Origin of the sequence: Paenibacillus rhizophilus (assembly GCF_003854965.1) — a bacterium.
GTDB lineage: Bacteria > Bacillota > Bacilli > Paenibacillales > Paenibacillaceae > Paenibacillus_AQ > Paenibacillus_AQ rhizophilus.
The window spans coordinates 1-25,108 of sequence record NZ_RQPI01000025.1 but is presented as its reverse complement, the minus strand read 5'-3'; the positions used below and the strand labels follow the sequence as shown (position 1 = coordinate 25,108).

Sequence of the window (25,108 nt, the reverse complement as noted above, 5' to 3'; positions counted from 1 at the left end):
CAGCAGGGATTCATCCCCCAAATAAAGAAAAGCCCTTATCGAAATCTTTCGAAAAAAGAGCGCATTTCTTCATGGGTAGTAGTACTCCATCATCAGTAGATTTGCCCAAAACGTACATATTATACGTCAACAAGCGTGTGTTTATGCGTCCCCGCCCTCACCACCTCACCTTCTTGAAGGAATACGGCTTCTTTAGGCGTTTTACGCGCAAACTTGCCACTCGGCATGCGCCTGCCGTCGACAATAATGACGCTTGACATTTCAGCAAACTAAAGACAGGGAGCCTATCTTAATACTGACATTTTATAATAATAACACTATCAACATCGCATGTCAATAATGTCCTCTTATTTATTTTGTAATCTTCTCGGCTTTTAAAATACGGTAACCCTTGTCTTTCCCGACTTCCCGTACTTCTCCAAACAACTCTTCCAGCTTGGCTGCCGCCGACGGCGCCCCTTGTTTCTTTTGAATGACGACCCAGAGAGCCCCGTTTTCATTCAAATGTTCATAGGCCTCTTCAAAAATACGATGGACTACCGCTTTTCCTGCGCGAATCGGAGGATTCGTCAGTATAATATCAAAGGTCTGGCCGGATACTGCGGAGAGTATATCGCTTTCCATAACCTTCACATTTGAAATTCCGTTCAGCTTTGCATTTTCACGCGCCAGCTCAACAGCCCGGCTGTTGATGTCGAGCATCGTCACCATTCCTCTGGGAGCCAAGTGCGCCGCCGCAAGACCGATCGGCCCATAGCCGCAGCCCACATCAAGCACCGCGGATCCGTCAGGAATTTCCATGGCATCGATCAGCGCCCGACTTCCGTAATCCACATCTCCTTTAGAGAACACGCCGGCATCGCTAGTAAAACGAAACGTTTTGCCCCGGAGTACCGCGCTGATGGTGCGTCTGTCATGCTCAGCTCCCGGCTGCTGCGAGTAATAATGCTGGGACATGCCCATCCCTCCCCTTCCTTGATCCCTTGATATCTCCATTTAGTCCTTTAGATACAGCAAACCCCTTGAACATGTTCAAGGGGCTGCGATGGATGGAAGGAATCACTTCGCTCCCAAAGTTGTAATGCCGAATTACTTCACTTCTACAGCTGCGCCAGCTGCTTCCAGCTTTTCTTTCGTAGCGTCGGCATCTTCTTTGCTTACTTTTTCTTTGATCGGTTTCGGAGCGTTGTCTACCAGATCTTTCGCTTCTTTCAGACCCAGACCAGTGATTTCGCGAACGACTTTGATTACGTTGATCTTGGAAGCGCCAGCGCTTGTCAGGATTACGTCGAATTCTGTTTGCTCTTCTTCAACAGCTGCTGCTGCGCCGCCGCCAATTGCTACAGGAGCTGCAGCAGTTACGCCGAATTCTTCTTCGATTGCTTTAACCAGTTCGTTCAGTTCCAATACGCTCATGCCTTTGATTTCTTCCAAGATTGCTTCTTTACTCATGATTAAACCTCCATTATATTGAAATTTTTATATTGATGTTTCGGTTTGTGTTACGCGCTTTGCTCTTCTTTGTCCGCAACAGCCTTGACTGCCAACGCGAAGTTGCGCATCGGCGCTTGAAGAACGCTAAGCAGCATGGACAGCAGTCCTTCGCGGGAAGGAAGCTCAGCCAACGCTTTGATTTGGGACTCGCTTACCACTTTGCCTTCCACAACGCCGCCTTTCAATTTCAAAGCGTCGTTCTTTTTGGCAAAATCGTTCAAAATTTTGGCGGGTGCCACTGCATCATTCGCACTGAAGGCGATAGCTGTAGGGCCCGTCAGAACTTCATCCAGCTCCGTCAGTTCAGCCGCAGCGGTTGCACGGCGAAGCAGCGTGTTCTTAAGAACTTGAAATTCAACGCCCGCTTCGCGAAGCTGCTTGCGCAGTTCCGTTACTTGGGAAACGTTCAATCCACGGTAGTCTGCAACAACAGTCGTGATGCTGTTTTGCAGTTTGCCGGTAACGACATCAACCGCTTCCTGTTTAGCTTCAATTACTTTAGCATTTGCCAATGATTACACCTCCTGATAATTTATACGGCGTACTTTTAACGGAAAAGTTCCGCCGATCCTACGCAGGCATTAGAAAAGCCTCCGCAGATTCACGAAGGCTTGATAAAACGGTAAGTACACGGCGTCGCCGCTTCCTTTGTTTCTATCATAACACCTCGGTAGGAAATTAAGCCTTGCGGCACCTACTGTCTACGGCAAGCATATTCAAAGTTAAGTCGAAAACCCTCAAGTGGTCACAACTGCTATAGATTATCAAAGATTGTCCCGAGAGTCAATCCCTAATTATCTGTAAACGGCTGTGTTCACACGAGCGCTAGGTCCCATAGTCGAAGATACGGCGATGCCTTTGAGGTATACCCCTTTGGCTGCAGCCGGTTTCGCACGGTTCAGAGCGTCGATGAGTGCTTTAAGGTTCTCGTTCAGTTGAGCAGCGTCAAAAGACACTTTGCCGATTGGCGCGTGAATTTGACCCGCTTTGTCCAGACGGTACTCGATTTTACCGGCTTTGATTTCTTGAACAGCCTTGGCAACATCGAATGTAACCGTGCCGGCTTTAGGGTTAGGCATAAGGCCTTTACCGCCGAGCAGACGGCCCAGTTTACCGACTTCGCTCATCATGTCAGGTGTAGCTACGCAGACGTCGAATTCAAACCAGCCTTGTTGAATTTTGTTGATCATATCTTGATCGCCAACAAAATCGGCGCCGGCCGCTTCCGCTTCCTTCGCTTTGTCACCTTTCGCAAATACAAGCACGCGCTGGGTTTTGCCTGTGCCGTGAGGCAGGACAACAACGCCGCGAACGGCTTGGTCTTGTTTACGAGGATCTACGCCCAGGCGAACGGCCGCTTCAACGGTTTCGTCGAATTTGGCAGTTGCCGCCTTCTTCACAAGCTCAACGGCTTCCGAAGGCTCGTAAGTTGCTTCGCTGTTAATCAGCTTGGCAGCTTCCAGGTATTTCTTACCATGTTTAGCCATGAAAATGTTCCTCCTTTGTGGTGTTAGCGGAATATCCTCCCACATATTGCGGTCCTAAAAAAGACCGTATGAACGAAAACGTAAGATTAGTCTTCGATCGTGATGCCCATGCTGCGGGCAGTTCCTTCAACCATACGCATAGCAGCTTCAACGGATGCAGCGTTCAGGTCGGGCATTTTTTGCTCGGCAATTTCACGCACTGCGGCGCGGTTCAGCTTCGCAACTTTTTTCTTGTTCGGTTCACCGGAGCCTTTTTCTACTTTCGCAGCGATGCGGAGCAGAACGGCAGCCGGAGGAGTTTTGGTGATGAACGTAAAGGAACGATCCTCGAAAACCGAGATTTCAACCGGAATAATCAGGCCGGCTTGGTCGGCGGTACGGGCGTTGAATTCCTTACAGAATGCCATAATGTTGACACCTGCTTGACCGAGCGCCGGACCTACCGGAGGCGCAGGGTTCGCTTTCCCTGCAGGAATCTGCAGTTTCACCATTTTGATAACTTTTTTAGCCATGAGTGACACCTCCTTGACGCTAGTACTGGACTACGAACGACAAATCGTCCGTTCACAAGAAACCCTTGTGTTATATTTTCTCCACTTGAGTGAAATCCAACTCCAGCGGGGTTTCCCTTCCAAACATGTTGACATGAACCTTGATCTTGCTCTTGTCAGCCAAAATTTCTTCCACGGAGCCCACAAAATTCGCAAAAGGACCAACCATGATGCGTACGGATTCCTTGATTTCGAAATCGATCTTCGCTTTCGGCTCAACCATGCCCATATGCTTCAGAATTTGTTCAACCTCTTCCGGAAGCAGAGCGGTTGGCTTGGAACCCGAACCCGTCGAACCTACAAATCCCGTAACGCCCGGCGTGTTGCGGACAACATACCAGGAATCATCCGTCTGGATCATTTCGACCAAAACGTAACCTGGGTAAACTTTACGCATGACAGCCTTCTTCTTGCCGTCTTTGTTTACCACTTCTTCTTCCATAGGAACAAGAACGCGGAATATTTTGTCTTCCATGCCCATGGACTCAACGCGCTTTTCCAAATTGGCTTTGACCTTGTTCTCATACCCGGAGTAGGTATGAACGACGTACCATCTTTTTTCCATATCAAGCCACCTGGGACCTCTCTAAATAATCGCTTCGATCACAGCGGAAATACCGATGTCCAGAACCCAGAAATAAAGTGCGACAACTACAATTGTACCTAGTACGATCATTGTATAGTTGGTCAGTTCTTTACGGTTGGGCCATCGAACCTTTTTAAGTTCAGTCCAGCTCTCAGTGAAAAAGGAAAACAAAGACTTGAAACTGCGTTTCACGCCGACTACACCTCCAACAAACTATCTAGTTTCGCGATGAGGAGTTTGCGCGTTACAAAACTTGCAAAATTTCTTCATCTCCATGCGGTCGGGATGATTACGCTTGTTTTTGGTCGTCGCGTAGTTTCTTTGCTTGCAGCTCGTACAAGCCAAAGTAATAATTACCCGCATGCTGTGCACCTCCCGAAGACGTTCTTCCGATTCGCAGAACCGAAAGACGCAAAAATTGATCCCAAGAAGAAAGGGTTCCGCCGCTCCCTAAAGGCAGTTCTCGTTTCTCCGAGAAATATAAAATAAAGAGAAGCACGAAGCTTACACTCACTCATATTTCATGAAAAACGGTTAACCGTCCTTTTCGTGGATGGCATCTCTTTTTTCAAAACATAAGCAAAGATTCAGTCAAACAGCCTGCACTTTGTTTATATTCAAAAAAAGCCGCGAATTTGGGCCTACCTAAAACACTTTATCATAATGCCAAGCCCAATGTCAACGGAAATTCCTATGTTACCGTCATGGCCGCTCCGGCGTGAGCGAGAGTCTTTGCTTTGCAAACCTTCACTAATCTGCTGGTCCAATATCCATTATGAAGCAAATCCGCCATGCATAAACCATCAGACAATTTACCCAATTAAAAAAAGACTCGTATCCGAGCCTTTCCGGTTCTTATTATATCACTAATTGTCACGCACTTCCAGATATCTTTCAAGTTTCCGCTTAACCCGCTGAAGAGCGTTATCGATCGACTTCACATGACGCTTCAAATCCTCAGCAATCTCCTGGTAGGAGCGTCCGTCGAGATAGAGCATTAACACTTTGCGTTCCAAATCGCTGAGAATTTCAGCCATCTTGTCCTCAAGCCCGATGAATTCCTCCTGATTGATAATCAGTTCCTCGGGGTCGAGTACCTGCGATCCGCAAATGACATCCATCAACGTACGGTCCGAATCCTCATCGTAAATGGGCTTGTCCAAAGAGACGTAAGAATTGAGCGGAATATGCTTCTGGCGTGTGGCCGTCTTGATGGCAGTAATGATCTGCCGGGTGATGCACAGCTCGGCAAACGCCTTGAACGAAGACAGTTTGTCGCCCTTGAAATCACGAATCGCCTTGTAGAGGCCGATCATGCCTTCCTGCACTATATCCTCGCGATCAGCCCCGATCAGAAAGTAGGAACGGGCCTTGGCTCGCACAAAATTGCGGTACTTGTTGATCAGATGTTCCAATGCGCCACCGTCGCCGCTCCGAAAAGCTTCGACAATGTCTTCATCGCTTATGAAATCATACTCGGACAGCATTAATTCCTTGAGGTCGACACTCACCAAGAATCCCCCCGGCTGCAACGCAGGACGCATCGTTACTTCGTGAAATATACGAACAGTATATATTACGTAACCTTACACCGTCAACAAGCGTTTGCCCAAATACAATCATCAATAACATAAAATTACAATTACTCAAAACTTATCTTACATGGTTTTGGGCATTTATTGTCTCCGCCAATCTTCCAGCCGGCTGCGCACTTCCGGTGGCAGATTGTCTTCCAAGGTGTGGCGGGAGGAGCGGGTATTTCGCGGTTCGATAGTCTTTTTGACCTCCCGCTGCATCTCCTCCACCTCGAGCCGGAGCTCCCTGGCCGAAACCCGCAGCGCCCCCTGCGCAAAAATGACATGCTGCTCGGTAGAATCGCTAGTGGCTACATAAATCTGCCTCCGGCGGTGGCTGTACTCTCCTACCAGCCGCTCGATGCATTCATCGGCGGTTTCTTTTTCCTTCGTGAAATACACCTGCACTTTGCCCTGGACGAAAGAACGTCCAAGACCCGGTACCCGATAGGCGTCGAAAACGGCGATGACGCGCCGGCCGGAATAGGCCTGGTAATCGGCGAGCACACCCAGAAGCCGGTCGCGCGCTTCCTGCATGCCGGTCTGGGACAGCGCGGCGAGCTCTGGCCAGCCGCCGATTATGTTATATCCGTCCACCAGCAGCACATCGCGCCAATCCTTCATCGCGATGAAAGCGTACGCCGGCGCCGCAGCACCTCGTACATAATGACGCCCGCCGCCACGGAAGCATTAAGCGAATTGATCCGGCCAAGCATCGGAAGCTTGAGCAGTATATCGCATTTTTCGCGAATCAGCCTGCCCATGCCCTTGCTCTCATTCCCGATGACGACGGCAACCGGACCGGTAAAAATATCGGACCCGAACAGATCCTGATCCGTATCGACATCCGTTCCGACAACCCAAATCCCCAGCTCCTTCAGCCGGTCGATCGTCTGTCCCAGGTTAGTCACCCGCGCAACGGGTACATATTCCACCGCACCGGCGGAAGTCTTCGAAACGGTGGCCGTAATTTGCGCGGAACGCCGTTTGGGCACAATGACGCCGTGCACCCCGGTGCAGTCGGCGCTGCGAAGGATCGAACCGAGGTTATGCGGATCTTCGATCTCGTCCAGCAGCAGCAGGAACGGAGGCTCTCCCTTGGCCTCGGCGGCGGCCAGCAGATCGTCGACTTCGGCATATGCATAGGGAGCCGCCTGAGCAACCACTCCTTGATGCTGCACGCCTGGGGCCAGCTGGTCCAGCTTGCGTTTGTCCACATGCTGGACAATGACGCCAGCCTGACGGGCTTCGGCTACGATGGGAGCCGTCAGCGCTTTTTGCGCGTTCTCCGCGATCCATATTTTATTGAGCGTCCGGCCTGCGCGCAGCGCTTCAAGCACCGAATGCTTGCCGGCTAATATTTCTTCATTCTTGTCGTGATCTTCAACCATGTTGTTTCCTCCCGGTTCTATCTTTCCATTTGCTGAATGCCGCTGTGAATCAATTCCTGCATCCTTGCCTGCTGTCCCGTGTAATACAAATAGCCGATCAGGCATTCGAAAGCCGTAGCGTACCGGTACTCCAGCACATCGGCATTTTTGGGTATGGTGCCGGACTTGGCGTTTCGCCCCTGACGGATAATGTCCTTCTCCTCATCCGTCAGCTCCGGCTCAATCAAGCTGAGAAGCTTGCTCTGCGCCTTGGCCGACACGAGTCCGGTCGCGGCGCGGTGAAGATAATTGGGGCGCAGGTTGGGACGCGAAATGACATACTGCCGCACCGCCACCTCGTATATCGCGTCGCCGATATAGGCCAGCACAATGGGCGAAATCAGCTTGACCGGCTTGGATGGCTCATAAGGAAACCAGCCTTCGCTCATTTGCGCTTCCACCGCATTCCCTGCGGCGTATCCTCCAGCACGATGCCCATATCGTTCAAAATATCGCGGATTTCGTCGGCCCGGCTCCAATTCTTCGCTTTCCGAGCTTCCGCGCGCTCCTCGATCAGGCGCTCGACTTCGTCGTCGGCGTCTTCCTCTTCCGTTTCGGGAACGAGCCGCAGCACGGTATTCAACTCTTCAAACGTCTGCAGCAGAGCAGCCAGATCGGCCACCGCCAGCGCATTGTCCGAGAGTGCCACATTGGCCGCGCTGACCCAGTCGAACACGGCCGTAATCGCGTCCGGTGTGTTGAAGTCGTCCTGCATTTTTTCGTGATACTGCTGCACAATAGCGTCCAGTCTCGCCTTCAGTTCTGCGCTTGCTTCATCCGGATTGCCGTCTCCCGCAAGACTTATGCGGTGCTTGACGTTCCCCGCGGCCCCCGCTATGCGCTCTACGCTTTTCTCCGCGGACTGCAGTGCCTCTTCGCTGAAATTCAGCGGATTCCGGTAATGAGTCGAGAGCATGAAATAGCGGATCGCCCCCGCTTTGTAGCGGCCGAGGAAATCCTTGACGAGCAGACCGTTGCCGAGGGATTTCGACATTTTTTCGTCTCCAATGTTAAGGAAGCCGTTATGCATCCAGTAATTCGCCAGCGGCTTGCCGGTCAGCGCCTCGCTCTGCGCGCATTCGCATTCATGGTGGGGAAACGTCAAATCCTGGCCGCCGCCATGGATATCAATCGTATCGCCCAGAAATTCACGAGCCATGGCCGAGCACTCGATATGCCAGCCGGGGCGTCCGTCTCCCCACGGGCTGTGCCAGAAAATCTCTCCCGGCTTCGCCGCCTTCCACAGCACGAAGTCTTCGGGATGCTCCTTGCGCGAATCGACCTCGACACGGATGCCGAACTGCAGCTCCTCCAGATTCTGGCGGGACAGCTTGCCGTAGCTCTCGAACTTAGCCGTACGGTAGAAGACATCCCCGCCGCTCTCGTAAGCGTAGCCTTTGTCCACCAGTTCCTTGATAAACTCGATGATCAGATCCATGCTCCGCGTCACGCGCGGATTGCGGGTAGCCGGGCGCACGCCGAGTCCCTCGTTGTCCTTTAAAAAAGCGTCGATGAACAGTTCAGCCACTTCGGGCACGGTCGTGCCCATCTCCTCGGCCTTGCGGATCAGCTTATCGTCCACATCCGTGAAGTTGACCACATAATCGACCTCATTGCCGAGTTGCTCCAAATAGCTGCGGACGATGTCGAATACGATGACCGGCCTCGCGTTCCCAATATGAATGTACCCGTAAACGGTTGGTCCGCACACATACATCTTGACCTTGCCTGGAACAAGCGGCACAAATTCTTCCTTGCTCCGTGACAGCGTGTTGTAAATATAGAGCGCCATACTGCTCAATCCTTTCTCTTTCGGCCTTAGCCCGGCCTTTGCCAGTTGCCTGGTTTAAATTTCGTAATCTCCGAAATACTGCTCGCTTTCCAGCCGGCGCTGCTCCGCTTTCTGTCTGTCCTCCCCGCCGATCTGCTGACGCAGCTCTTCGATCTCTTTTTGCAGAAAACGCAAGGAGTCAACGACCGGATCGGGCAGCTTCGTATGATCCAGTCTGTCCCTCACCCGCTCTCCGTTGCGCTTCACGATGCGGCCAGGATTGCCGACGACTGTACTGTTGTCCGGCACTTCACGCAGCACGACCGAGTTCGAGCCGACATTGCAGTTATCGCCGATCCGAAACGAGCCAAGCACCTTGGCCCCGGAACCGATAACCACATTATTGCCAACCGTCGGATGGCGCTTTCCTTTCTCTTTGCCGGTGCCTCCCAGAGTGACCCCCTGATAGATGATGACATCGTCGCCAATCTCGCAGGTTTCTCCGATAACCACGCCCATTCCATGATCGATAAACAGTCTTCTGCCTATGCGCGCCCCGGGATGAATCTCGATACCTGTCATAAACCGGCTGAATTGCGACACCATGCGCGCCACTGTAAACCACTCGCGTCTGTATAAGCGGTGGGCAATCCGGTGGGCCCAGATCGCATGCAGACCGGCATAAGTAAAAAAGACCTCGAACCGGTTGCGGGCTGCGGGATCATTGTCCAGCACCGCCTGAATGTCCGATTTGATATGCTCAAACATCGCGGTTCCCCCTCCATGCTTCCTCGCCTCCTGTTGTCAGGCAGTACGAAGAAGATAATCCGCCTTTTCTGTATTCTCTCTATTTTCAGAAGAAACGCTGCACCGGACTTATAGGACCGGCACCGGCTTCCCGTAAAAATATAAGATGAAATATAAGCGAATGGCTTATCGCTTCTTACTTCTTATATTTCAACAAAAAACGCCCCTGCAGCATAAAGCTGCAGAGACGTCTAAGCGCGGTTCCACTCTGCTTGGACAATGACCTTCCCCGCTTGAAAAGCGGCAGGCTCATCGTCCCTCTTGGCATCCGTAACGGCGATGTTACCGGTGCGGCCTAACGGCGCTTATCAAGCAACCGCTCAACCGCACAGCTCACAGGCGCATCTTCCACGGCGTGCCATGAATAACTCCCAGCCTGAAAAGGTGACCCTTTTCGCGGTTATTCTCTCTGCAAATGGCTGTTATGCGCGTACTTCTCCTGATCGCAGCTTTTTCGATATTCTTCTATCTTAGCGAAAAGAACCGGGACTGACAAGGGGATATGCCTATTACCGGGCCTTTAGGCTCCTTTAATCTGCGCTTTGAGGCGGTCAATGACCCGGCTGCGTCCCATCAGAACAATAGTCGCATTGAGGTCTCGCCCGTGCGTCTGTCCGGTTACTGCGACACGAATCGGCATGAACAGCGCCTTGCCCTTGTGTCCAGTCTCCTTCTGTACTTCCTTAATTAATGCCCCAATCGCGGCCGGGGTAAACTCCACGCTTGCTTCAACCTTCGCCAGAAAGGCTGAGAGCACCTCAGGGACCTGATTCTCCGACAAAATCTGTGCCGCTTCCGTTTCCAGCTCAAGATGAGTGCGGAAAAAGATTTCCGAAAGGTTCACAATATCCGAGGCAGCCACCATCTGTTCCTGGTAAAGCGCGACGAGGCGTTCCGCCCAAGCGCGTTGTTCTTCGTCCAGCTCCGCCGGCAGTCTTCCGGCCTTCTGCAAATGGGGAATGGCCAAATCTGCGATGCGGATTGGATCGGACTGCTTGATGTAATGGTTGTTCAAATGCGCCAGCTTGTTCGTATCGAACACGGCTGGGCTCTTGGACAGCCGGTCGGCGTTAAAGATGGAGATCAGCTCTTCCCTGCTGAAAATCTCTTCCTCCCCTTCCGGCGACCAGCCGAGGAGCGCAATAAAGTTGAACAGCGCTTCCGGCAAATAGCCCAGATCCTCGTACTGCGAAATGAACTGGATGATGGATTCGTTGCGCTTGCTGAGCTTCTTGTGGTCATCGCCGACGATCAGGGTCATATGGCCGAACAGCGGCGCTTCCCAGCCGAGGGCTTCATAAATCATAAGCTGACGGGGCGTGTTGGAGATATGGTCTTCGCCGCGCAGCACATGGGTGATGTTCATCAGATGGTCGTCGACGGCTACCGCAAAATTATAGGTAGGAATGCCGTCCTTCTTGACAATGACAAAATCGCCCATTTCCGTTGTCTGGAAGGAGATTGGACCCTTGACGATATCATCAAAGGAATAGATGCGGTCTTCCGGAACCCGGAAGCGGATGCTGGCGATTCGGCCTTCCAATTCAAAGGCGGCGCGCTGCTCATCGGTCAGATCGCGATGCTTCCCGGAATAACGGGGTGTCTCTCCCCGGGCAAGCTGCTCTTCACGCTCCGCTTCCAGTTCTTCTTCGGTACAGTAGCAGCGGTAAGCCAGACCGCGGTCGATCAAATCCTGCCAATACACGCGATACAGATCCAGCCGTTCCGTCTGGCGGTACGGGCCGTATTCGCCGCCGACATCTATGCTTTCGTCCCAATCGATACCCAGCCATTTCAAATATTTCAGCTGGCTTTCTTCGCCGCCGGCGATATTGCGTTTCACATCCGTATCCTCGATCCGGATAATGAACTTGCCGCCTTGGTTACGGGCGTACAAATAATTAAATAAGGCCGTTCTGGCATTGCCGATATGTAAATGTCCTGTAGGGCTAGGCGCGTAGCGCACCCGGACTTGGTCTCCCATTTTTAGTTCCTCCGCTCTTTCATTTGATTGATTTCTCAATCCTGATCATCTCATGATCATAGCATATTTTGGAGCAGGCAGACAATAGATTGGGCAGCGATGCCCTCGCCTCTTCCGGTGAAGCCAAGCTGCTCCGTGGTGGTCGCCTTCACGTTGACCTGCGATGGCTGCGCCTCCAGCGCCCGTGCGATAATCTCCGCCATTTGCGGAATATAGGGCGCCATCTTCGGTTTCTGGGCGATAATGGTAGAATCGACATTTCCCAGCCGGTAGCCGTGTTCCTTGGCCAGCCCCCAGACATGCTCCAGCAGCTTCAGGCTGTCCGCATTCTTGAAAGCGGGGTCCGTGTCGGGGAAATGCCGGCCAATATCGCCTAGCCCCAGCGCGCCGAGAATGGCGTCGCTGATCGCGTGCAGCAGCACATCGGCGTCCGAATGTCCCAGCAGCCCCTTTTCGTACGGAATGGTTACGCCTCCGATGATGCATGGTCGTCCTTCGACCAGCTGATGCACGTCAAACCCTTGTCCTACAGCGATCATGCTTGTCCCTCTCTCCTTGAGCGTTACTGTAAATTCCGCATATTCCAAATCATCGGGCGTTGTAATCTTAATGTTGCCGTAGCTTCCTTCCACTACCGCTACCGGTATTCCTGCGCGCTCCGCGAGACTGGAATCGTCGGTGCCTACAAATCCTTCCCTGTCCGCAGCTTCATAAGCTGCCCTTAGCTCTGACAGACGAAAAGTCTGCGGGGTCTGAATCGCCCACAGACTGCGCCGGTCCGGCGTCGAGAGCACTCCGCCCCGATTGTCCACCTGCTTGATTGTATCCTTCACTGGAACGGCTAGGACGGACGCTCCCGTCCGTCTCGCTTCTTCGTAACAAGACTCAATGTCCGCCGGACGCACAAAAGGCCTGACTCCGTCATGGACCATTACCCATTCCGTACTCAGTTGCCCCAGTCCGCGGTATACGGAGTGCTGCCGCTCGGCGCCTCCGGCTACGATGGCTTTTACCTTGCTCAGCCCATATTCTTCGGTCCATTTCCGGCAGCGGTCCAGATCCCCAGCTCCGGTAACGAGCACAATCTCGGAGATCAGCGCATGCCGCTGGAATACTTCCAGCGTATGCACAACAATCGGTTTGCTCTGAAGCAGCAAATACTGCTTGCTCTCTTCCGTTCCCATGCGCGTTCCTCTGCCTGCCGCCACGACGACGACGCCGACACTGTTTGCCATTCTAGTATGCTCCTGTCCACTTTGTGGGGTTATTTCACGTATATCCTCATCATAACGCGTTTGGCGGGCATTTCCAAGCCTGTCTGCGCTTCCCCAAGAGAACAGAAACAAGGCGTTCAAACGGTTCACCGTTCAAACGCCCCGGCGCTACTGCGCTTTTTCCAGAAGCTTCGGCTTGGCAAAAATCATCCGTCCCGCCGATGTCTGCAGCACGCTGGTCACGAGCACCTCCATCGTACTGCCGATGAATTCGCGGCCGCCCTCCACTACGATCATGGTTCCGTCATCCAGATAAGCGACGCCCTGACCATGCTCCTTGCCGTCCTTGATTACCTGGACGATAATTTCCTCGCCCGGCAGCACAACCGGCTTCACCGCGTTGGCCAAATCATTGATGTTCAGCACGGAGACGCCCTGCAGCTCGCATACTTTGTTCAAATTGAAGTCGTTGGTCACGACTTTGCCATGCAGTACCTTTGCCAGCTTCACCAGCTTGCTGTCCACCTCCGAGATTTCCTCGAAATCCCCTTCGTAGATCAGCACCTTAACATCCAGCTCTTTTTGAATTTTATTGAGGATATCCAGACCTCGGCGGCCACGGTTGCGCTTAAGCAAGTCGGATGAGTCCGCTATATGCTGCAGCTCCTCCAGTACGAATTCAGGGATGACAATCGTCCCCTCGATAAAACCCGTCTTGCAGATATCCGCGATCCGGCCGTCGATAATGACGCTCGTATCAAGAATTTTGTGCTCCTCTGGCCCCGGGCCTTCCGGCTCCTCTGCCTGGCCGAACCGGCCCGTTGCCCACAGCGCGCCCAGCTCTACCTTTTTTTCCAGGCCGATCCGCAGTCCAAGATAACCCAGGCCCGCCGTAACCGGCACCTGAAGAAGCTCGCCCGCCTTTCCAAGCCACGTCATGCAAGGATAGAGCAGCAGCGACAGCAGCAATCCTCCGAGCAGCCCCGTCGTCCCGGCAGCCAATTCATCCATCGGCACCCGCGAGCAGTACTGCGCCGCCTCCCGCAGTCTTGCTTCCGCCCAATCTGCGCATAACGCCACCGCAAACAAAAAGATAATGGCACCCAGCACCGCAAACATAAGACTTCCTTCAATCGGCAGGCTGGCTCCCAGCCGGGTCATGCCTTCCGGAAAATCCCGCTCTGCAGCATGATACAGCGAATAGCCGGCCCAGCCTCCGCATAATGCGGCAAATAATAAAATCCATTTTTTCCACATGGTTTACGCACCTCCTTTAATCTCACGCCCTATCCCCCAGTATGTTCCAATTTTCAGGACGGTAATCGTGGGAGGCCCATTTTTTTAGCGAGGAAAGACAAAGTGCCGGTTTGTCGCAACTTGCAGCTTTTTACCTGGTTGAAAAGGAGCTTTTACGTAGCATATAATGAACTCATTCAAGAAGAAACGGCTTCGCCGTCTTTTCAGGGGCGGCATCCGTTTCACGCTTATACTTCACGAAACGGGGGGAATGGATATGAGCGCACCAAGTTTGCAGGCTTTTCAGGACCAAGTTTCCGAGCTGCTGCTCAGACATCGCAGTCTGCTGGACGTGCTGTCCAAGAACGATCAAAGCAGCGCCTCGGTCAACCGCGCCGTCGTCAAAGCGATCACGGAATGCGGCTGTATCGAGCTTCATGCCACCAAGCAGGTATTCGAATCCGGCGTAAGTCTGGAGAAAGCCAAGGAAAAGGCGGGAACCCACGTTCAGGGAGAACTGTGCGAGAACTGCCGCGAGGTTATCGGTTCCGAGCTTGGCCGGGAGCTGTTCTACATGTCGGCGATGTGCAATTTGCTTGGAATCAATATGGACGAGGTCGTCGTGAAGGAATCGCAGAAATGCGCTACACTCGGACTGTTCAACTTGTCGTAAAGGCCGGATGATGCCGTCATTATTCCGTTTACAACCCGCCGTAAAAATAAAACAAGAGCCGGTTACCACAGCATTAAAGCGTGGAACCGGCTCTTTATTAAAATTCGGCATCTTATCCGTTCTTGGAATGATACGCCTCTTCGTCCGAACGATGTCTTCTGTTGCGGCGACGGCGTCTGGCTGCCAGTCTATCAAAGTTCTGCTTTAAGCCGTACAGGGCGTACAGGGCCAGCAGGACAAAAATCATTTTGGAAATCTGCTCGGGAAAAACAACGGCAACCGCGACGGCGATCACAATTACGACCGGCGCTCCGATGACCGCTTTTTTCGGCAAGCCGATCTTTTTGAAATTCGGATACTTCACTGTGCTGACCATCAGGTACGACAGCAGCAGCGTAGCGACAATCATGAAAGGAGCAGATACATCCTTATGGAACAGGGACAGCGTAGCCAGTACACCGCCGGCTGCCGGAATGGGCAGACCTACGAAGTAACCGGGAATGCCCGGACGAACGTTGAAACGGGCCAAGCGAAGCGCGCCGAACATCGGGAAAATGGCGGTAACCGACCAGGCCAGTGCATTATTCAAATCGTGCAGGCTAGTCACGTACATGATGAGAGCGGGTGCGACGCCAAAGGAAACGACATCCGACAGCGAGTCCAGCTCTTTGCCGAATTCGCTCTCCGCGCCAAGGGCACGGGCTACGCGTCCGTCCAGTCCGTCGGCAAGCATTGCGATGATAACCATAATCGCCGCCATGCCGATTTTACCGTCGAGCGCCATCATGATGCCGAACATTCCGAGCAGCAAATTGCCCAACGTAAATAGACTCGGAATCGATTTTTGTATCATTTCGTCACCTCTATATTATTCGATCAAGTCTTCAATGTCTCCAACAATACGTGATTGTATGATATTTACATTTGTCTGTCAATAAGAACTTGCTTTTGCAGCCGTTTTAATCCGTCCTGGATTCCCCGGGCCCGCGCTTCCCCGATTCCATCAACCTCATCCAGGTCCGCTATGCTCGCTGTCATCAGATTGGGAAGCATTTCAAAACGTTCCACCAAATTATGGATGATGACATTGGGCAGCCGCGGAATTTTGTTAAGCAGCCGGTAGCCGCGAGGTGTGACAGACTCTTCAGAAGTCACCGCAGTGACGGAAAAACCGAGCAGCCGGGCAATATGATTGTCGTCCATCAGTTCGTCATCGCTCGCTCGCTTCAGGCCGGCAATGATTTCGCGGATTTTGTCCTCTTCCTCTTCTCTTGCATAGTCTCTGTATAAAAGCCAGGCTTCTTCCTCGGTATTCCCAACCAGTTCTTCCATCTGCATGCTGATCAGTCGCCCTTCGTTGCCCAGCTCTGTGATGTAGCGTTTGATCTCCGTCTTAATTCGGAGCACCATTTCCACGCGCTGGATAACGCCGACCACTTCAGGCACGCTTACAATGCCCTCGTATTCGGAGGCGGACAGGTTCGTCAGCGATTGGTTAAGCACCGCCTTGTACTTCTCCAATGTCTGAATTGCCTGATTGGCCTTCGTCAGAATGACGCCGATGTCTTTGAGCGCATAGCGGATGGAGCCCTGATAGAGCGTGATGATATTGCGCCGCTGCGAGATGGAGACGACCAGCTTCCCGGTCTGTTTTGCAACCCTTTCCGCTGTCCGGTGGCGGATTCCGGTCTCGATCGAGGAAATCGATGAATCGGGAATCAACTGGGTGTTGGCGTACAGAATACGTTTCAGATCTTCGCTTAAAATGATCGCGCCGTCCATCTTGGCCAGTTCGTATAAATAGTTCGGCGAGAAATCGCAATTGATGGAAAAGCCTCCTTCCACCACCTCCATGACCTCGGGACTGTAGCCTACGACAATCAGCGCGCCCGTCTTGGCCCGCAGCACATTTTCCAATCCATCCCTAAACGATGTGCCCGGTGCGGCTAGCCTGAGCAGTTCGTTCATATTTTCCAATTGGTGGTCTTTCATTTTTCTGCCCCCTAATCTAACGCGACCGCTAATGCGTCTGCTACAGTATTCACTCCGATAATCTGTATATCCAGCGGATGCTTCCAGCCCTTCAGGCTCTTCTCGGGCATAATGACCCGCCGGAACCCCAGTTTGGCCGCTTCCTTGACGCGCGTTTCCGCTCGGGAGACGCCTCTTACTTCACCCGTTAGCCCGACCTCTCCGAAGAACACATCGTACGCCTTCGTCGGGATGTCACGAAAACTGGAAGCAATGCTGACCGCAACTGCCAAGTCAATGGCAGGCTCATCCAGCTTCACCCCGCCCGCGACATTCAGATAGGCATCCTGATTCTGCAGGAACATGCCCATCCGCTTCTCCAGCACGGCGATAATGAGCGCCATCCTTTGGTTATCAAGTCCGGTGGACATCCGCCGCGGGGAAGGAAAATGTGTGGCGGCAACGAGCGCCTGCAGCTCGACCAGTACCGGCCGCGTGCCTTCCATACTGGCTACGACCGTGGAGCCCGCTACACCGAGGGGCCGCTCGGACAAGAATAGTTCGGACGGATTTTCAACCTCGGACAAGCCGATTTCGCCCATTTCGAAAATGCCGATTTCATTAGTCGAACCGAAACGGTTCTTGACCGCCCGCAGCAGCCGGTACGTGTGATGGCGCTCGCCCTCGAAATACAGCACGCAGTCGACCATATGCTCAAGCATCCGGGGGCCGGCAATCGCTCCTTCCTTGGTCACATGGCCGACCAGCACGGTGGCGATGCCGCGAATTTTGGCGATCCGCATGAATCTTGTCGTACATTCACGAACCTGCGACACGCTTCCCGGCGCACTTGTCACTTCAGGCAGAAACACCGTCTGAATGGAGTCGATAACCAGGAACTGAGGCTGAATGGCCTCAATCGCTTCCTCGATCGCTTCCATATTCGTCTCGCACAGCACATACAGTTCGGATGACAACGCCCCGAGCCGGTCCGCCCGCAGCCTGGTCTGGCGTACCGATTCTTCTCCAGAGATATACAGCACTCGCAGTCCCTGCGTAGTCAGCGCATGGGAGGTCTGCAGCAGCAGCGTCGATTTACCAATGCCGGGATCACCGCCGACGAGCACCAGCGAGCCTGGAACAATCCCCCCGCCCAGCACCCGGTTAAGTTCGCCGATGCCGGTTAAGATGCGGGGTTCCTGATCACTTTCTATATTTATGATGGACTGGGGCTTTTCTTTACTATGAAAAACGGGAGTATTCATCCCCTGTGTTTTGACTACGCTTTCCGTTTCTTCTACCATGCTGTTCCAAGCTTGGCAGCCCGGGCATTTTCCGAGCCACTTCGGTGACTCGTATCCGCACTCGGTGCAGTGGAATTTCGTTTTAGTCTTAGCCATAAACTCTCCTTCGGACAGATTAACCATGCCGCCATTTCTTCAAATCGCGGATATTTTCCTGTCAATCAAAGTTTACCATTTAAGGGCTGTGAACGAAAGAGCAATTGGGAAATGGAAGGTTTCCAATTAAAAAGAAGAGCCCCTTCCTTAATCGGAAGAGACTCTCCTTACTATGGTTGCCTATATTTCACTTCAGGCCGTAATCTTATTCTCCGTCCTTCTCCAGCGATACCGGCTCTTTCTTGCTCACGTTAAGTTCACCGTTCTCTTCATCGATCTTCAGCAAATCGCCCTTGGCGATATTGCCTCTCAGCATCTCCTCGGACAGCCGGTCCTCGATATGCTTCTGGATCGCGCGGCGCAGCGGACGTGCGCCGAAGGCTGGATCAAAGCCTTCTTTGGCCAGGAAAGCTTTGGCGTTGTCCGTAAGCTCGAAGTCGACGTCATATTCACGCAGCCGTTTGCGCAACTCCTCGGACATCAGTGTAACGATCTGTGCGATATGCTTCTCTTCCAGAGAGTGGAAGACGATGATCTCGTCGATCCGGTTCAGGAACTCCGGACGGAAGCTCTTCTTCAGTTCGTCCATGACCTTGCCTTTCATGCTGGAGTATTCAGCCCCGGCATCCTGCACGGCGGTAAAGCCGAGCGTGGAATTCCGTTTGATCGCTTGCGCGCCAACGTTCGAGGTCAGAATAATCAGCGTGTTGCGGAAATCGACCACGCGTCCTTTGGAATCGGTCAGACGGCCGTCTTCCAGCACCTGCAGCAGAATGTTGAATACTTCAGGGTGGGCTTTCTCGATTTCATCGAGCAGGACCACCGAGTACGGCTTGCGGCGTACCTTCTCGGTAAGCTGTCCGCCTTCCTCATAGCCGACATATCCCGGAGGCGCCCCTACAAGGCGGGAAGTGGAGTGTTTCTCCATATACTCCGACATGTCGATACGGATAACGGCGTTCTCGTCGCCGAACATCGCCTCGGCGAGCGCGCGAGCCAGCTCCGTCTTACCAACCCCGGTAGGGCCGAGGAAAATGAAGGAGCCCATCGGACGCTTCGGATCTTTCAGACCTGCGCGTGCCCGGCGGATGGCCCGGCTGACCGCTTTTACGGCTTCATCTTGGCCGATTACCCGATCATGCAGCAGAGCTTCCATATTAAGCAGGCGTTCCGTTTCTTCCTCTTTCAGCTTGCTGACCGGAATGCCGGTCCAGCTTGCCACCACTTGGGCGATATCCTCAGGCGTAACCTCGGAATCGGTACGGCCCTGTTTCTCTTTCCATTGATTCTTCGTTGTGTCGAGCTCTTCGCGAATCTTTTGCTCCGTATCGCGAAGGGCAGCCGCTTTCTCGAATTCCTGGCTTTGAACGGCGGCGTCCTTCTCCTTGCGGATATCGTCCAGCCGCGCTTCCAGTTCTTTCAGATTCGGCGGAATCGTGTAAGAGTTCAGCCTAACTTTGGAGCCCGCTTCATCAATAAGGTCGATTGCCTTGTCCGGCAGGAACCGGTCGGTGATATAGCGGTCGGACAGTTTCACTGCCTGCACAATCGCCTCATCCGTAATTTTTACGCGATGATGGGCTTCGTACCGGTCACGCAAACCGTAAAGAATTTGAACCGCCTCATCCGGAGTAGGCTGATCTACCGTAATCGGTTGGAAACGGCGTTCCAGAGCCGCGTCTTTCTCGATATACTTGCGGTACTCGTCCAGGGTCGTCGCGCCGATGCATTGCAGCTCGCCGCGGGCCAGCGCGGGCTTGAGAATGTTGGAAGCGTCAATGGCTCCCTCTGCGCCGCCTGCGCCGATCAGCGTATGCAATTCATCGATGAAGAGCACAATGTTGCCCGCTTGACGAATCTCATCCATGATCTTTTTGAGACGATCCTCGAACTCGCCGCGGTATTTGGTGCCGGCTACGACAGAGCCCATATCCAGCGTCATTACACGCTTGTCGCGAAGTGTTTCGGGAATCTCGTTATTGATAATCTTTTGCGCCAGGCCTTCGGCGATCGCCGTTTTACCTACCCCTGGCTCGCCGATCAGCACCGGATTATTCTTCGTCCGGCGGCTCAGCACCTGAATGACGCGTTCGATCTCTTTGCTGCGCCCGATAACCGGGTCCAGATGACCGTCTTTGGCATAAGCCGTCAGGTCGCGGGCCAATCCGTCTAGCGTCGGTGTGCTGACATTGGACGGTCCGCCGCTGTGGCTCGAAGCGGACTCGCTGCTGCCGAGCAGCTGCAGAACTTGCTGGCGAGCCTTATTCAGGCTGATTCCAAGGTTGTTCAGGACGCGTGCCGCTACGCCTTCTCCCTCGCGAATGAGCCCGAGCAGGATGTGCTCCGTGCCAACGTAAGTGTGACCCAGCTTGCGGGCTTCATCCATCGACAGCTCGATAACCTTTTTGGCGCGTGGAGTGTACGCGATGTTTGTCGGCTGCTCTTGTCCTCTGCCGATCAGCGTTTCAACCTCATCCTGAATTTTTTCCAGGCCGAGGCCAAGAGCGATCAATGCTTTGGCGGCGATGCCGTCGCCCTCGCGGATAAGTCCCAGCAAAATATGTTCTGTGCCGATATTATTGTGTCCCAGCCGAACGGCTTCTTCCTGTGCCAGCGCAAGCACTTTTTGCGCGCGTTCCGTAAATCTGCCAAACATCATAAGTCTGCACCTCCATAAATAATAAATATTTATAATTAATGTGTGGTCCCCAACGTTTCCCGGAGCAGCTTCGCCCGGTACATATCACATTCGGTTGAGCTCAGCTTATCGCCAAAGATGTTCTGCAGAAATCCAGGCTGCGTCTTGACGTTCAGCTCATTGAGCACCGAGATGGATGGAGCTTTCAGAATTCCCAGATCCAAGCCGAGCCGTACATCCGACAGACGCTGGGAAGCTTCTTTTAGATCCATTACGGCCGCATAAGACAAAATGCCGTATGACCGCATGATGCGGTCAGTGATCCGCAACGCGGAATCCGTCAGCAGCCGCTGGCGCGCATTGCGTTCATGCTCGATAATCTGGATAGCCACACTGTGCAAGTTGTCGATAATTTCCGCTTCGGTCTGCCCCAGTGTAATCTGGTTGGAAATCTGAAAAATATTCCCGGCGGCTTCGCTGCCTTCCCCGTAAATGCCTCTCACCGTAAGCCCCACCTGATTGACGGCCGAGAGAATACGGTTGATCTGCTTGGTCATGACAAGCGCCGGAAGATGCATCATAACCGAAGCGCGAAGACCTGTGCCGACATTGGTCGGGCAGCTTGTCAAATAGCCTCTTCTGTCATCAAAAGCGTAATCGATCGACGCTTCGAAAATATCATCGATGGCGGTAGCCCGTTCCCAGGCCTCGCGAACCTGAAATCCGGGAAACAAACATTGAATACGAAGATGGTCTTCTTCATTTATCATGATGCTGACCGACTCGTCTTCATTCAGCAGCACCGCTCCCCCGCGGGAATCATTGGCAAGGTTGGGACTAATCAGATGTTTTTCAACCAACACCTTCTTATCCAGCTCCTCCAGCTCGTCAAGCTTAAACAGCTGAAACGAGCCGTATCCCGTTTCCTGGTCCTGGTCAATTACCGGAGCCAGAACATCCAAGACTTCCTCGGCCTGACTCTTCGTTGCCAGAAGAGGAAAAGGGTGATGCTGTATATTGCGGGCGATGCGCACACGGCTGCTGATTACAATCTCGGAGTGGCTGCCGCCGCTGCGCATCCATTCGCTGAGCGCTTGTTCGGTAAACCAGAGATTTGGCATCGGGCATTCCCCCTATATATCTTAAGACTTTACTCTTGTGCAATTTCTTTTTCAAGTTTGCGGATCTGATCCCTGATCTCGGCTGCTCTTTCGAACTCCTCCTGCACGATGGCTTGCTGCAGCTGCTCCTTCAGTTCATCGATTTGCCGCCTAAACTGAATTCGCGTGCCGGCGCGTTTAGGAATCTTGCCGACATGGCTCGTGCTGCCGTGCACTCTTTTGAAGAGCGGGTCGAGGCCCTTGTCAAAATATTTGTAACAGGAACTGCATCCGAAGCGCCCGAGCTTGCTGAACTGCCCGTAGGTCATGCCGCATTCCTCGCAGCGAACATCTTGAACCGTCGAAGCGGCATCGGATTTCCCTTTGCCAGCCGCCTCCAGATCCAGTAAGCCGGAAAGCAGGCTGTGAATGGAGAAACCGCCGGACGTACCAGGAATCAATTCTCCTTTTTCCCTTGCACAGCTCTCGCAAATATGAAATTCCGTCTTCTCTCCGTTCACAATCTTAGTGAAATGAAGCGTAGCCGGTCTTACACCGCACTCTTGGCAAACCATTTTACGAAACCCTCTTTCTCACACCGATTTATTTGCTAAGCAATGAGATCAGCATCGCCTTCATCATCTTGGAACGAATCTCGTCCCGATGGGGAAGCTTGACCGCAAGGCATTCACGCGAAATCGCGGCGCGCATAAGGCAGGCTTCGCGTCTGGTCAAAAAGCCGGCTTCTTCAAGCTGATAAATGAGTCCCTCAGCCGTGCTCTGATCGATGCCCGAGCCGATAGTTTGGTTAAGGTGCGTATGCAGCGCAGAGTGCTGCGGAAGCTCAATACGCTGAATGCGGATATATCCGCCACCGCCGCGTTTGCTCTCCACCACATAGCCCTTTTCAAGTGTAAAGCGGGTGCTGATTACATAATTGATCTGGGAGGGTACACAGGAGAAGTGGTCTGCCAGATCGTTGCGTTGAATTTCTACTGTGCCTTCGGGACTTTCATGCAAAATATTCTTCAGATATTGTTCAATGATATCAGAGATATTGCGCATCACTCATCCTCCAGATTACGAGCTTGCAGATGCAGCCGATGGCACCGTTCCATTTCTGGCATAAACCTTTAAAGGAACTTTAACCAAAGTGCAAAGAGCCGAATCCCGTATAAAACCGGCTGGCAAGCCTGGATTAAGATTCCGTTCAAGCTTTACTAGTGTGGCCCAAACTGTACACCGCATACTTGAAAAAGAATAAACGGGAACGATTAAGTAATCACCTGCTGCATGCTCTGTTGACTTTGACTTTCTTTGACTTATACCTTATTATAGCATATTTTCACGGAAAGCCAAGTCTTTGATCAGAAAAAATCAAACAATGCCGTTTGAGCGTGCGGAATCCGTTCTTCCAACCATGTCACTGCCAATATATTACCCGTAAGCAGCCCGGCTTGATACATTTCCATCGGTCTTTTATATCCGAGCAGCATAGCGGTCAGCGTTCCGATGCCGCAGGCGGCCGTTTCCTCTCCGGGGTCACTCTGGAGTGCCTGAATCGAAGGCTTTCCGTAACCATCTGCGCTGAGGTTCCAAAGTCCATCGTTCCAGGACGCAAGGCTGTCCGCGATGGAAAGTGTTATTTCTCCTGAGCGGCCGGTGGCGCAAAATGACAATTGTTCGACAAATTCCTTAACGTTCACAATACGGGCCATAAAATAAGGATGATTTTCCTGCGTGATCCGCGGATCGGGCAGCAGGAACGGTAGATTGTCATCCGCAGGCACCATTTTTAGATGCGCTTGGGTTATCATCGAATCATGATTGGCAAAATAGTTCCACAATCCGCTGCGGGCGCGCCCGTTTGCATATACGAATTCGTCGATTATCAGTTCCCGGTTCTGGATTTTATAAAGCGCATAGCCCTCCGGCTCTCCTTCTTGCGAATAAAAGACGGCAATATGCCCGTCATCGTCCAGCACGGATTTCTCCCACCAGTCCTTGTCCCTTACGAGTGTTCCGTTATAGTTGGAAGCAAACTTCCGGTACAGGGCATCCAGAATATCAATATCTCCCTCATCACGCTTGACTCGTCCTTCCACTTGAACCTTCGCCGGAAATTTAGCGGCAGGAATCGTATACTTCTTATACTCACAGTACACTTCCCACCCGAATTTGCGGTAAAAAGGGACATAGAACGGGTGCAGACAGGACAGCGTCTGACCGGCTTCGTTCATCTTCATAAGCGCATGGGCCAAAAGCTTGGCCACCAGACCTTGTCTGCGATTTTCCGGCCATGTCGCCACTCCGGCGATACCTCCCATAAGCAGAGGTCGTCCTTGTATGTAGGATTGAAACGGCAACAGCGTAAATTTCGCGCCCAGACCGTTATCGTCAAAAATGCCCCAAACACGCTCGGGCTTAAATCTCTCTTTTGCCTTCTCCCGGTCTTTTGGCGAAAGCTTATATTGAAAAGCATACTCGGAAAGATTCAGACTTGTGTCAAACTCATCAGAGCGAAGCTGACGGATTTCCATACATTCACCTCAATATAAATAGGTTATCATGAGTTTGTCAGACGCCGGGGCCTTTGTCAAATCGGATATACAGCGTAGGGTATTGGACATTTTTTTCAGCAATGAAAAAAGGCTGTTCCTTTATCATCAAAGATAAAATGGAAACAACCTTCTTCTGAACAGATACATAATTCACCTGACTGCTACAGTTAAGAATACAAAAAACCACTGCTGAAATTCAGCAGTGATTCATGTGCTTGGCGGCGTCCTACTCTCCCAGGACCCTTCGGTCCAAGTACCATCGGCGCTGGAGGGCTTAACGGTCGTGTTCGGGATGGGTACGCGTGGAACCCCTCCGCCATCGCCACCAAACGGATGTTTTCCGATCGCTTCGCTTCCCGAATCTCTTCAGGAAAATCATCGACCACAGAAAACGCGCTACAGGGATCTTGCTCCCTGAAAACTGGAACCGAAACGAAACTTGCGTTCTCCCCTTAGTTCCGGGGTCCCCGAAAAGTAATCGGATTACTCTTCGAAGCCTCTTCGTCACTTTTTGGGGTGTTTTTGGATAAGCCCTCGACCGATTAGTATTGGTCAGCTCCATGCATTGCTGCACTTCCACCTCCAACCTATCTACCTCGTCGTCTTCAAGGGGTCTTACTAATTGGGAAAT

General features: G+C 52.5%; 26 protein-coding genes, 2 rRNA genes, 1 pseudogene and 1 other annotated feature. Of the genes and pseudogenes, 1 reads left to right on the top strand and 28 read right to left on the bottom strand.

Annotation, left to right across the window (positions count from 1 at the left end; all coding sequences use genetic code 11):
- Positions 1 to 351: 351 nt before the first annotated feature.
- The 18 genes and pseudogenes from EH198_RS23500 to EH198_RS23420 form a co-directional block, all read right to left on the bottom strand.
- A complete protein-coding gene (locus EH198_RS23500; protein WP_124697924.1) occupies positions 352 to 957 on the bottom strand; it encodes a class I SAM-dependent methyltransferase in 606 nt (201 codons plus the stop codon).
- A gap of 132 nt (positions 958 to 1,089) precedes the next feature.
- Entirely contained in the window at positions 1,090 to 1,452 is a 363-nt protein-coding gene (rplL, locus tag EH198_RS23495) for a 50S ribosomal protein L7/L12 (protein ID WP_124697923.1), read from the bottom strand.
- Between the two features lie 50 nt (positions 1,453 to 1,502).
- Complete coding sequence (gene rplJ, locus EH198_RS23490) at positions 1,503 to 2,006, bottom strand: 50S ribosomal protein L10 (RefSeq protein WP_124697922.1); 504 nt, start codon at positions 2,004 to 2,006, stop codon at positions 1,503 to 1,505.
- Between the two features lie 62 nt (positions 2,007 to 2,068).
- Positions 2,069 to 2,219 (bottom strand) — a sequence feature (ribosomal protein L10 leader region).
- 69 nt (positions 2,220 to 2,288) lie between these two features.
- The gene (rplA, locus tag EH198_RS23485; protein ID WP_124697921.1) at positions 2,289 to 2,981 is read right to left on the bottom strand and encodes a 50S ribosomal protein L1; all 693 of its coding nucleotides are present in this window, start codon (positions 2,979 to 2,981) and stop codon (positions 2,289 to 2,291) included.
- A gap of 86 nt (positions 2,982 to 3,067) precedes the next feature.
- Positions 3,068 to 3,493, bottom strand: a complete 426-nt coding sequence (gene rplK / locus EH198_RS23480) for a 50S ribosomal protein L11 (RefSeq protein ID WP_124697920.1) — start codon at positions 3,491 to 3,493, stop codon at positions 3,068 to 3,070.
- 70 nt (positions 3,494 to 3,563) lie between these two features.
- Entirely contained in the window at positions 3,564 to 4,097 is a 534-nt protein-coding gene (gene nusG, locus EH198_RS23475) for a transcription termination/antitermination protein NusG (protein ID WP_124697919.1), read from the bottom strand.
- Positions 4,098 to 4,118: 21 nt separating this feature from the next.
- A complete protein-coding gene (gene secE, locus EH198_RS23470) occupies positions 4,119 to 4,310 on the bottom strand; it encodes a preprotein translocase subunit SecE (RefSeq protein WP_124697918.1) in 192 nt (63 codons plus the stop codon).
- Positions 4,311 to 4,331: 21 nt separating this feature from the next.
- Positions 4,332 to 4,481 carry a 50S ribosomal protein L33 gene (gene rpmG / locus EH198_RS23465; RefSeq protein ID WP_124697917.1) on the bottom strand — a complete coding sequence of 50 codons (150 nt, stop codon included), beginning with the start codon at positions 4,479 to 4,481 and terminating at the stop codon, positions 4,332 to 4,334.
- Between the two features lie 503 nt (positions 4,482 to 4,984).
- The gene (gene sigH / locus EH198_RS23460; RefSeq protein WP_025336691.1) at positions 4,985 to 5,629 is read right to left on the bottom strand and encodes an RNA polymerase sporulation sigma factor SigH; all 645 of its coding nucleotides are present in this window, start codon (positions 5,627 to 5,629) and stop codon (positions 4,985 to 4,987) included.
- 165 nt (positions 5,630 to 5,794) lie between these two features.
- Positions 5,795 to 6,316, bottom strand: coding sequence for an NYN domain-containing protein (locus EH198_RS23455; protein ID WP_124697916.1), 522 nt, complete (start codon positions 6,314 to 6,316; stop codon positions 5,795 to 5,797).
- Positions 6,313 to 7,083 (bottom strand): 23S rRNA (guanosine(2251)-2'-O)-methyltransferase RlmB, encoded by a 771-nt coding sequence (rlmB, locus tag EH198_RS23450; RefSeq protein ID WP_124697915.1) that lies wholly within the window; start codon positions 7,081 to 7,083, stop codon positions 6,313 to 6,315. The genes EH198_RS23455 and rlmB overlap by 4 nt, the downstream gene beginning before the upstream one ends.
- 17 nt (positions 7,084 to 7,100) lie before the next feature.
- On the bottom strand, positions 7,101 to 7,511 hold the full coding sequence (locus tag EH198_RS23445; RefSeq protein ID WP_124697914.1) for a Mini-ribonuclease 3: 411 nt from the start codon (positions 7,509 to 7,511) through the stop codon (positions 7,101 to 7,103).
- The gene (gene cysS, locus EH198_RS23440) at positions 7,508 to 8,914 is read right to left on the bottom strand and encodes a cysteine--tRNA ligase (RefSeq protein ID WP_124697913.1); all 1,407 of its coding nucleotides are present in this window, start codon (positions 8,912 to 8,914) and stop codon (positions 7,508 to 7,510) included. Before cysS ends, EH198_RS23445 begins: the two co-directional genes overlap by 4 nt.
- Before the next feature lie 54 nt (positions 8,915 to 8,968).
- Positions 8,969 to 9,661, bottom strand: coding sequence for a serine O-acetyltransferase (cysE, locus tag EH198_RS23435; RefSeq protein WP_124697912.1), 693 nt, complete (start codon positions 9,659 to 9,661; stop codon positions 8,969 to 8,971).
- 559 nt (positions 9,662 to 10,220) lie between these two features.
- Positions 10,221 to 11,684 carry a glutamate--tRNA ligase gene (gene gltX / locus EH198_RS23430; RefSeq protein ID WP_124697911.1) on the bottom strand — a complete coding sequence of 488 codons (1,464 nt, stop codon included), beginning with the start codon at positions 11,682 to 11,684 and terminating at the stop codon, positions 10,221 to 10,223.
- 56 nt (positions 11,685 to 11,740) lie between these two features.
- A complete protein-coding gene (gene ispF / locus EH198_RS25250) occupies positions 11,741 to 12,223 on the bottom strand; it encodes a 2-C-methyl-D-erythritol 2,4-cyclodiphosphate synthase (protein WP_246014512.1) in 483 nt (160 codons plus the stop codon).
- A gap of 24 nt (positions 12,224 to 12,247) precedes the next feature.
- Positions 12,248 to 12,919 (bottom strand): annotated as a pseudogene (ispD, locus tag EH198_RS25245) (2-C-methyl-D-erythritol 4-phosphate cytidylyltransferase); the annotation flags it as partial.
- A 147-nt stretch (positions 12,920 to 13,066) separates the two neighbouring features.
- Positions 13,067 to 14,155 (bottom strand): PIN/TRAM domain-containing protein, encoded by a 1,089-nt coding sequence (locus EH198_RS23420; protein WP_124697909.1) that lies wholly within the window; start codon positions 14,153 to 14,155, stop codon positions 13,067 to 13,069.
- A gap of 256 nt (positions 14,156 to 14,411) precedes the next feature.
- Between EH198_RS23420 and EH198_RS23415 the strand changes: the two genes are divergently transcribed.
- Entirely contained in the window at positions 14,412 to 14,807 is a 396-nt protein-coding gene (locus tag EH198_RS23415) for a nucleoside triphosphate pyrophosphohydrolase family protein (protein WP_124697908.1), read from the top strand.
- 112 nt (positions 14,808 to 14,919) lie between these two features.
- Here the strand turns inward: EH198_RS23415 and pssA are convergent, their stop codons facing one another.
- The 10 genes from pssA to EH198_RS23365 form a co-directional block, all read right to left on the bottom strand.
- Positions 14,920 to 15,660 carry a CDP-diacylglycerol--serine O-phosphatidyltransferase gene (pssA, locus tag EH198_RS23410; RefSeq protein ID WP_124697907.1) on the bottom strand — a complete coding sequence of 247 codons (741 nt, stop codon included), beginning with the start codon at positions 15,658 to 15,660 and terminating at the stop codon, positions 14,920 to 14,922.
- A gap of 65 nt (positions 15,661 to 15,725) precedes the next feature.
- A complete protein-coding gene (disA, locus tag EH198_RS23405) occupies positions 15,726 to 16,799 on the bottom strand; it encodes a DNA integrity scanning diadenylate cyclase DisA (RefSeq protein WP_124697906.1) in 1,074 nt (357 codons plus the stop codon).
- An 11-nt stretch (positions 16,800 to 16,810) separates the two neighbouring features.
- Positions 16,811 to 18,178, bottom strand: coding sequence for a DNA repair protein RadA (radA, locus tag EH198_RS23400; protein WP_124697905.1), 1,368 nt, complete (start codon positions 18,176 to 18,178; stop codon positions 16,811 to 16,813).
- 205 nt (positions 18,179 to 18,383) lie between these two features.
- On the bottom strand, positions 18,384 to 20,837 hold the full coding sequence (gene clpC / locus EH198_RS23395; RefSeq protein ID WP_124697904.1) for an ATP-dependent protease ATP-binding subunit ClpC: 2,454 nt from the start codon (positions 20,835 to 20,837) through the stop codon (positions 18,384 to 18,386).
- Between the two features lie 35 nt (positions 20,838 to 20,872).
- A complete protein-coding gene (gene mcsB / locus EH198_RS23390) occupies positions 20,873 to 21,937 on the bottom strand; it encodes a protein-arginine kinase McsB (RefSeq protein ID WP_124697903.1) in 1,065 nt (354 codons plus the stop codon).
- Between the two features lie 29 nt (positions 21,938 to 21,966).
- Positions 21,967 to 22,491 carry a protein-arginine kinase activator protein McsA gene (gene mcsA, locus EH198_RS23385; protein WP_124697902.1) on the bottom strand — a complete coding sequence of 175 codons (525 nt, stop codon included), beginning with the start codon at positions 22,489 to 22,491 and terminating at the stop codon, positions 21,967 to 21,969.
- A 28-nt stretch (positions 22,492 to 22,519) separates the two neighbouring features.
- Positions 22,520 to 22,981 carry a CtsR family transcriptional regulator gene (locus EH198_RS23380; RefSeq protein ID WP_124697901.1) on the bottom strand — a complete coding sequence of 154 codons (462 nt, stop codon included), beginning with the start codon at positions 22,979 to 22,981 and terminating at the stop codon, positions 22,520 to 22,522.
- Between the two features lie 302 nt (positions 22,982 to 23,283).
- Positions 23,284 to 24,456 carry a GNAT family N-acetyltransferase gene (locus EH198_RS23375; RefSeq protein ID WP_124697900.1) on the bottom strand — a complete coding sequence of 391 codons (1,173 nt, stop codon included), beginning with the start codon at positions 24,454 to 24,456 and terminating at the stop codon, positions 23,284 to 23,286.
- A gap of 234 nt (positions 24,457 to 24,690) precedes the next feature.
- Positions 24,691 to 24,807: ribosomal RNA gene (gene rrf, locus EH198_RS23370) — 5S ribosomal RNA — on the bottom strand.
- A gap of 192 nt (positions 24,808 to 24,999) precedes the next feature.
- Positions 25,000 to 25,108, bottom strand: a 23S ribosomal RNA gene (locus EH198_RS23365); the annotation flags it as partial.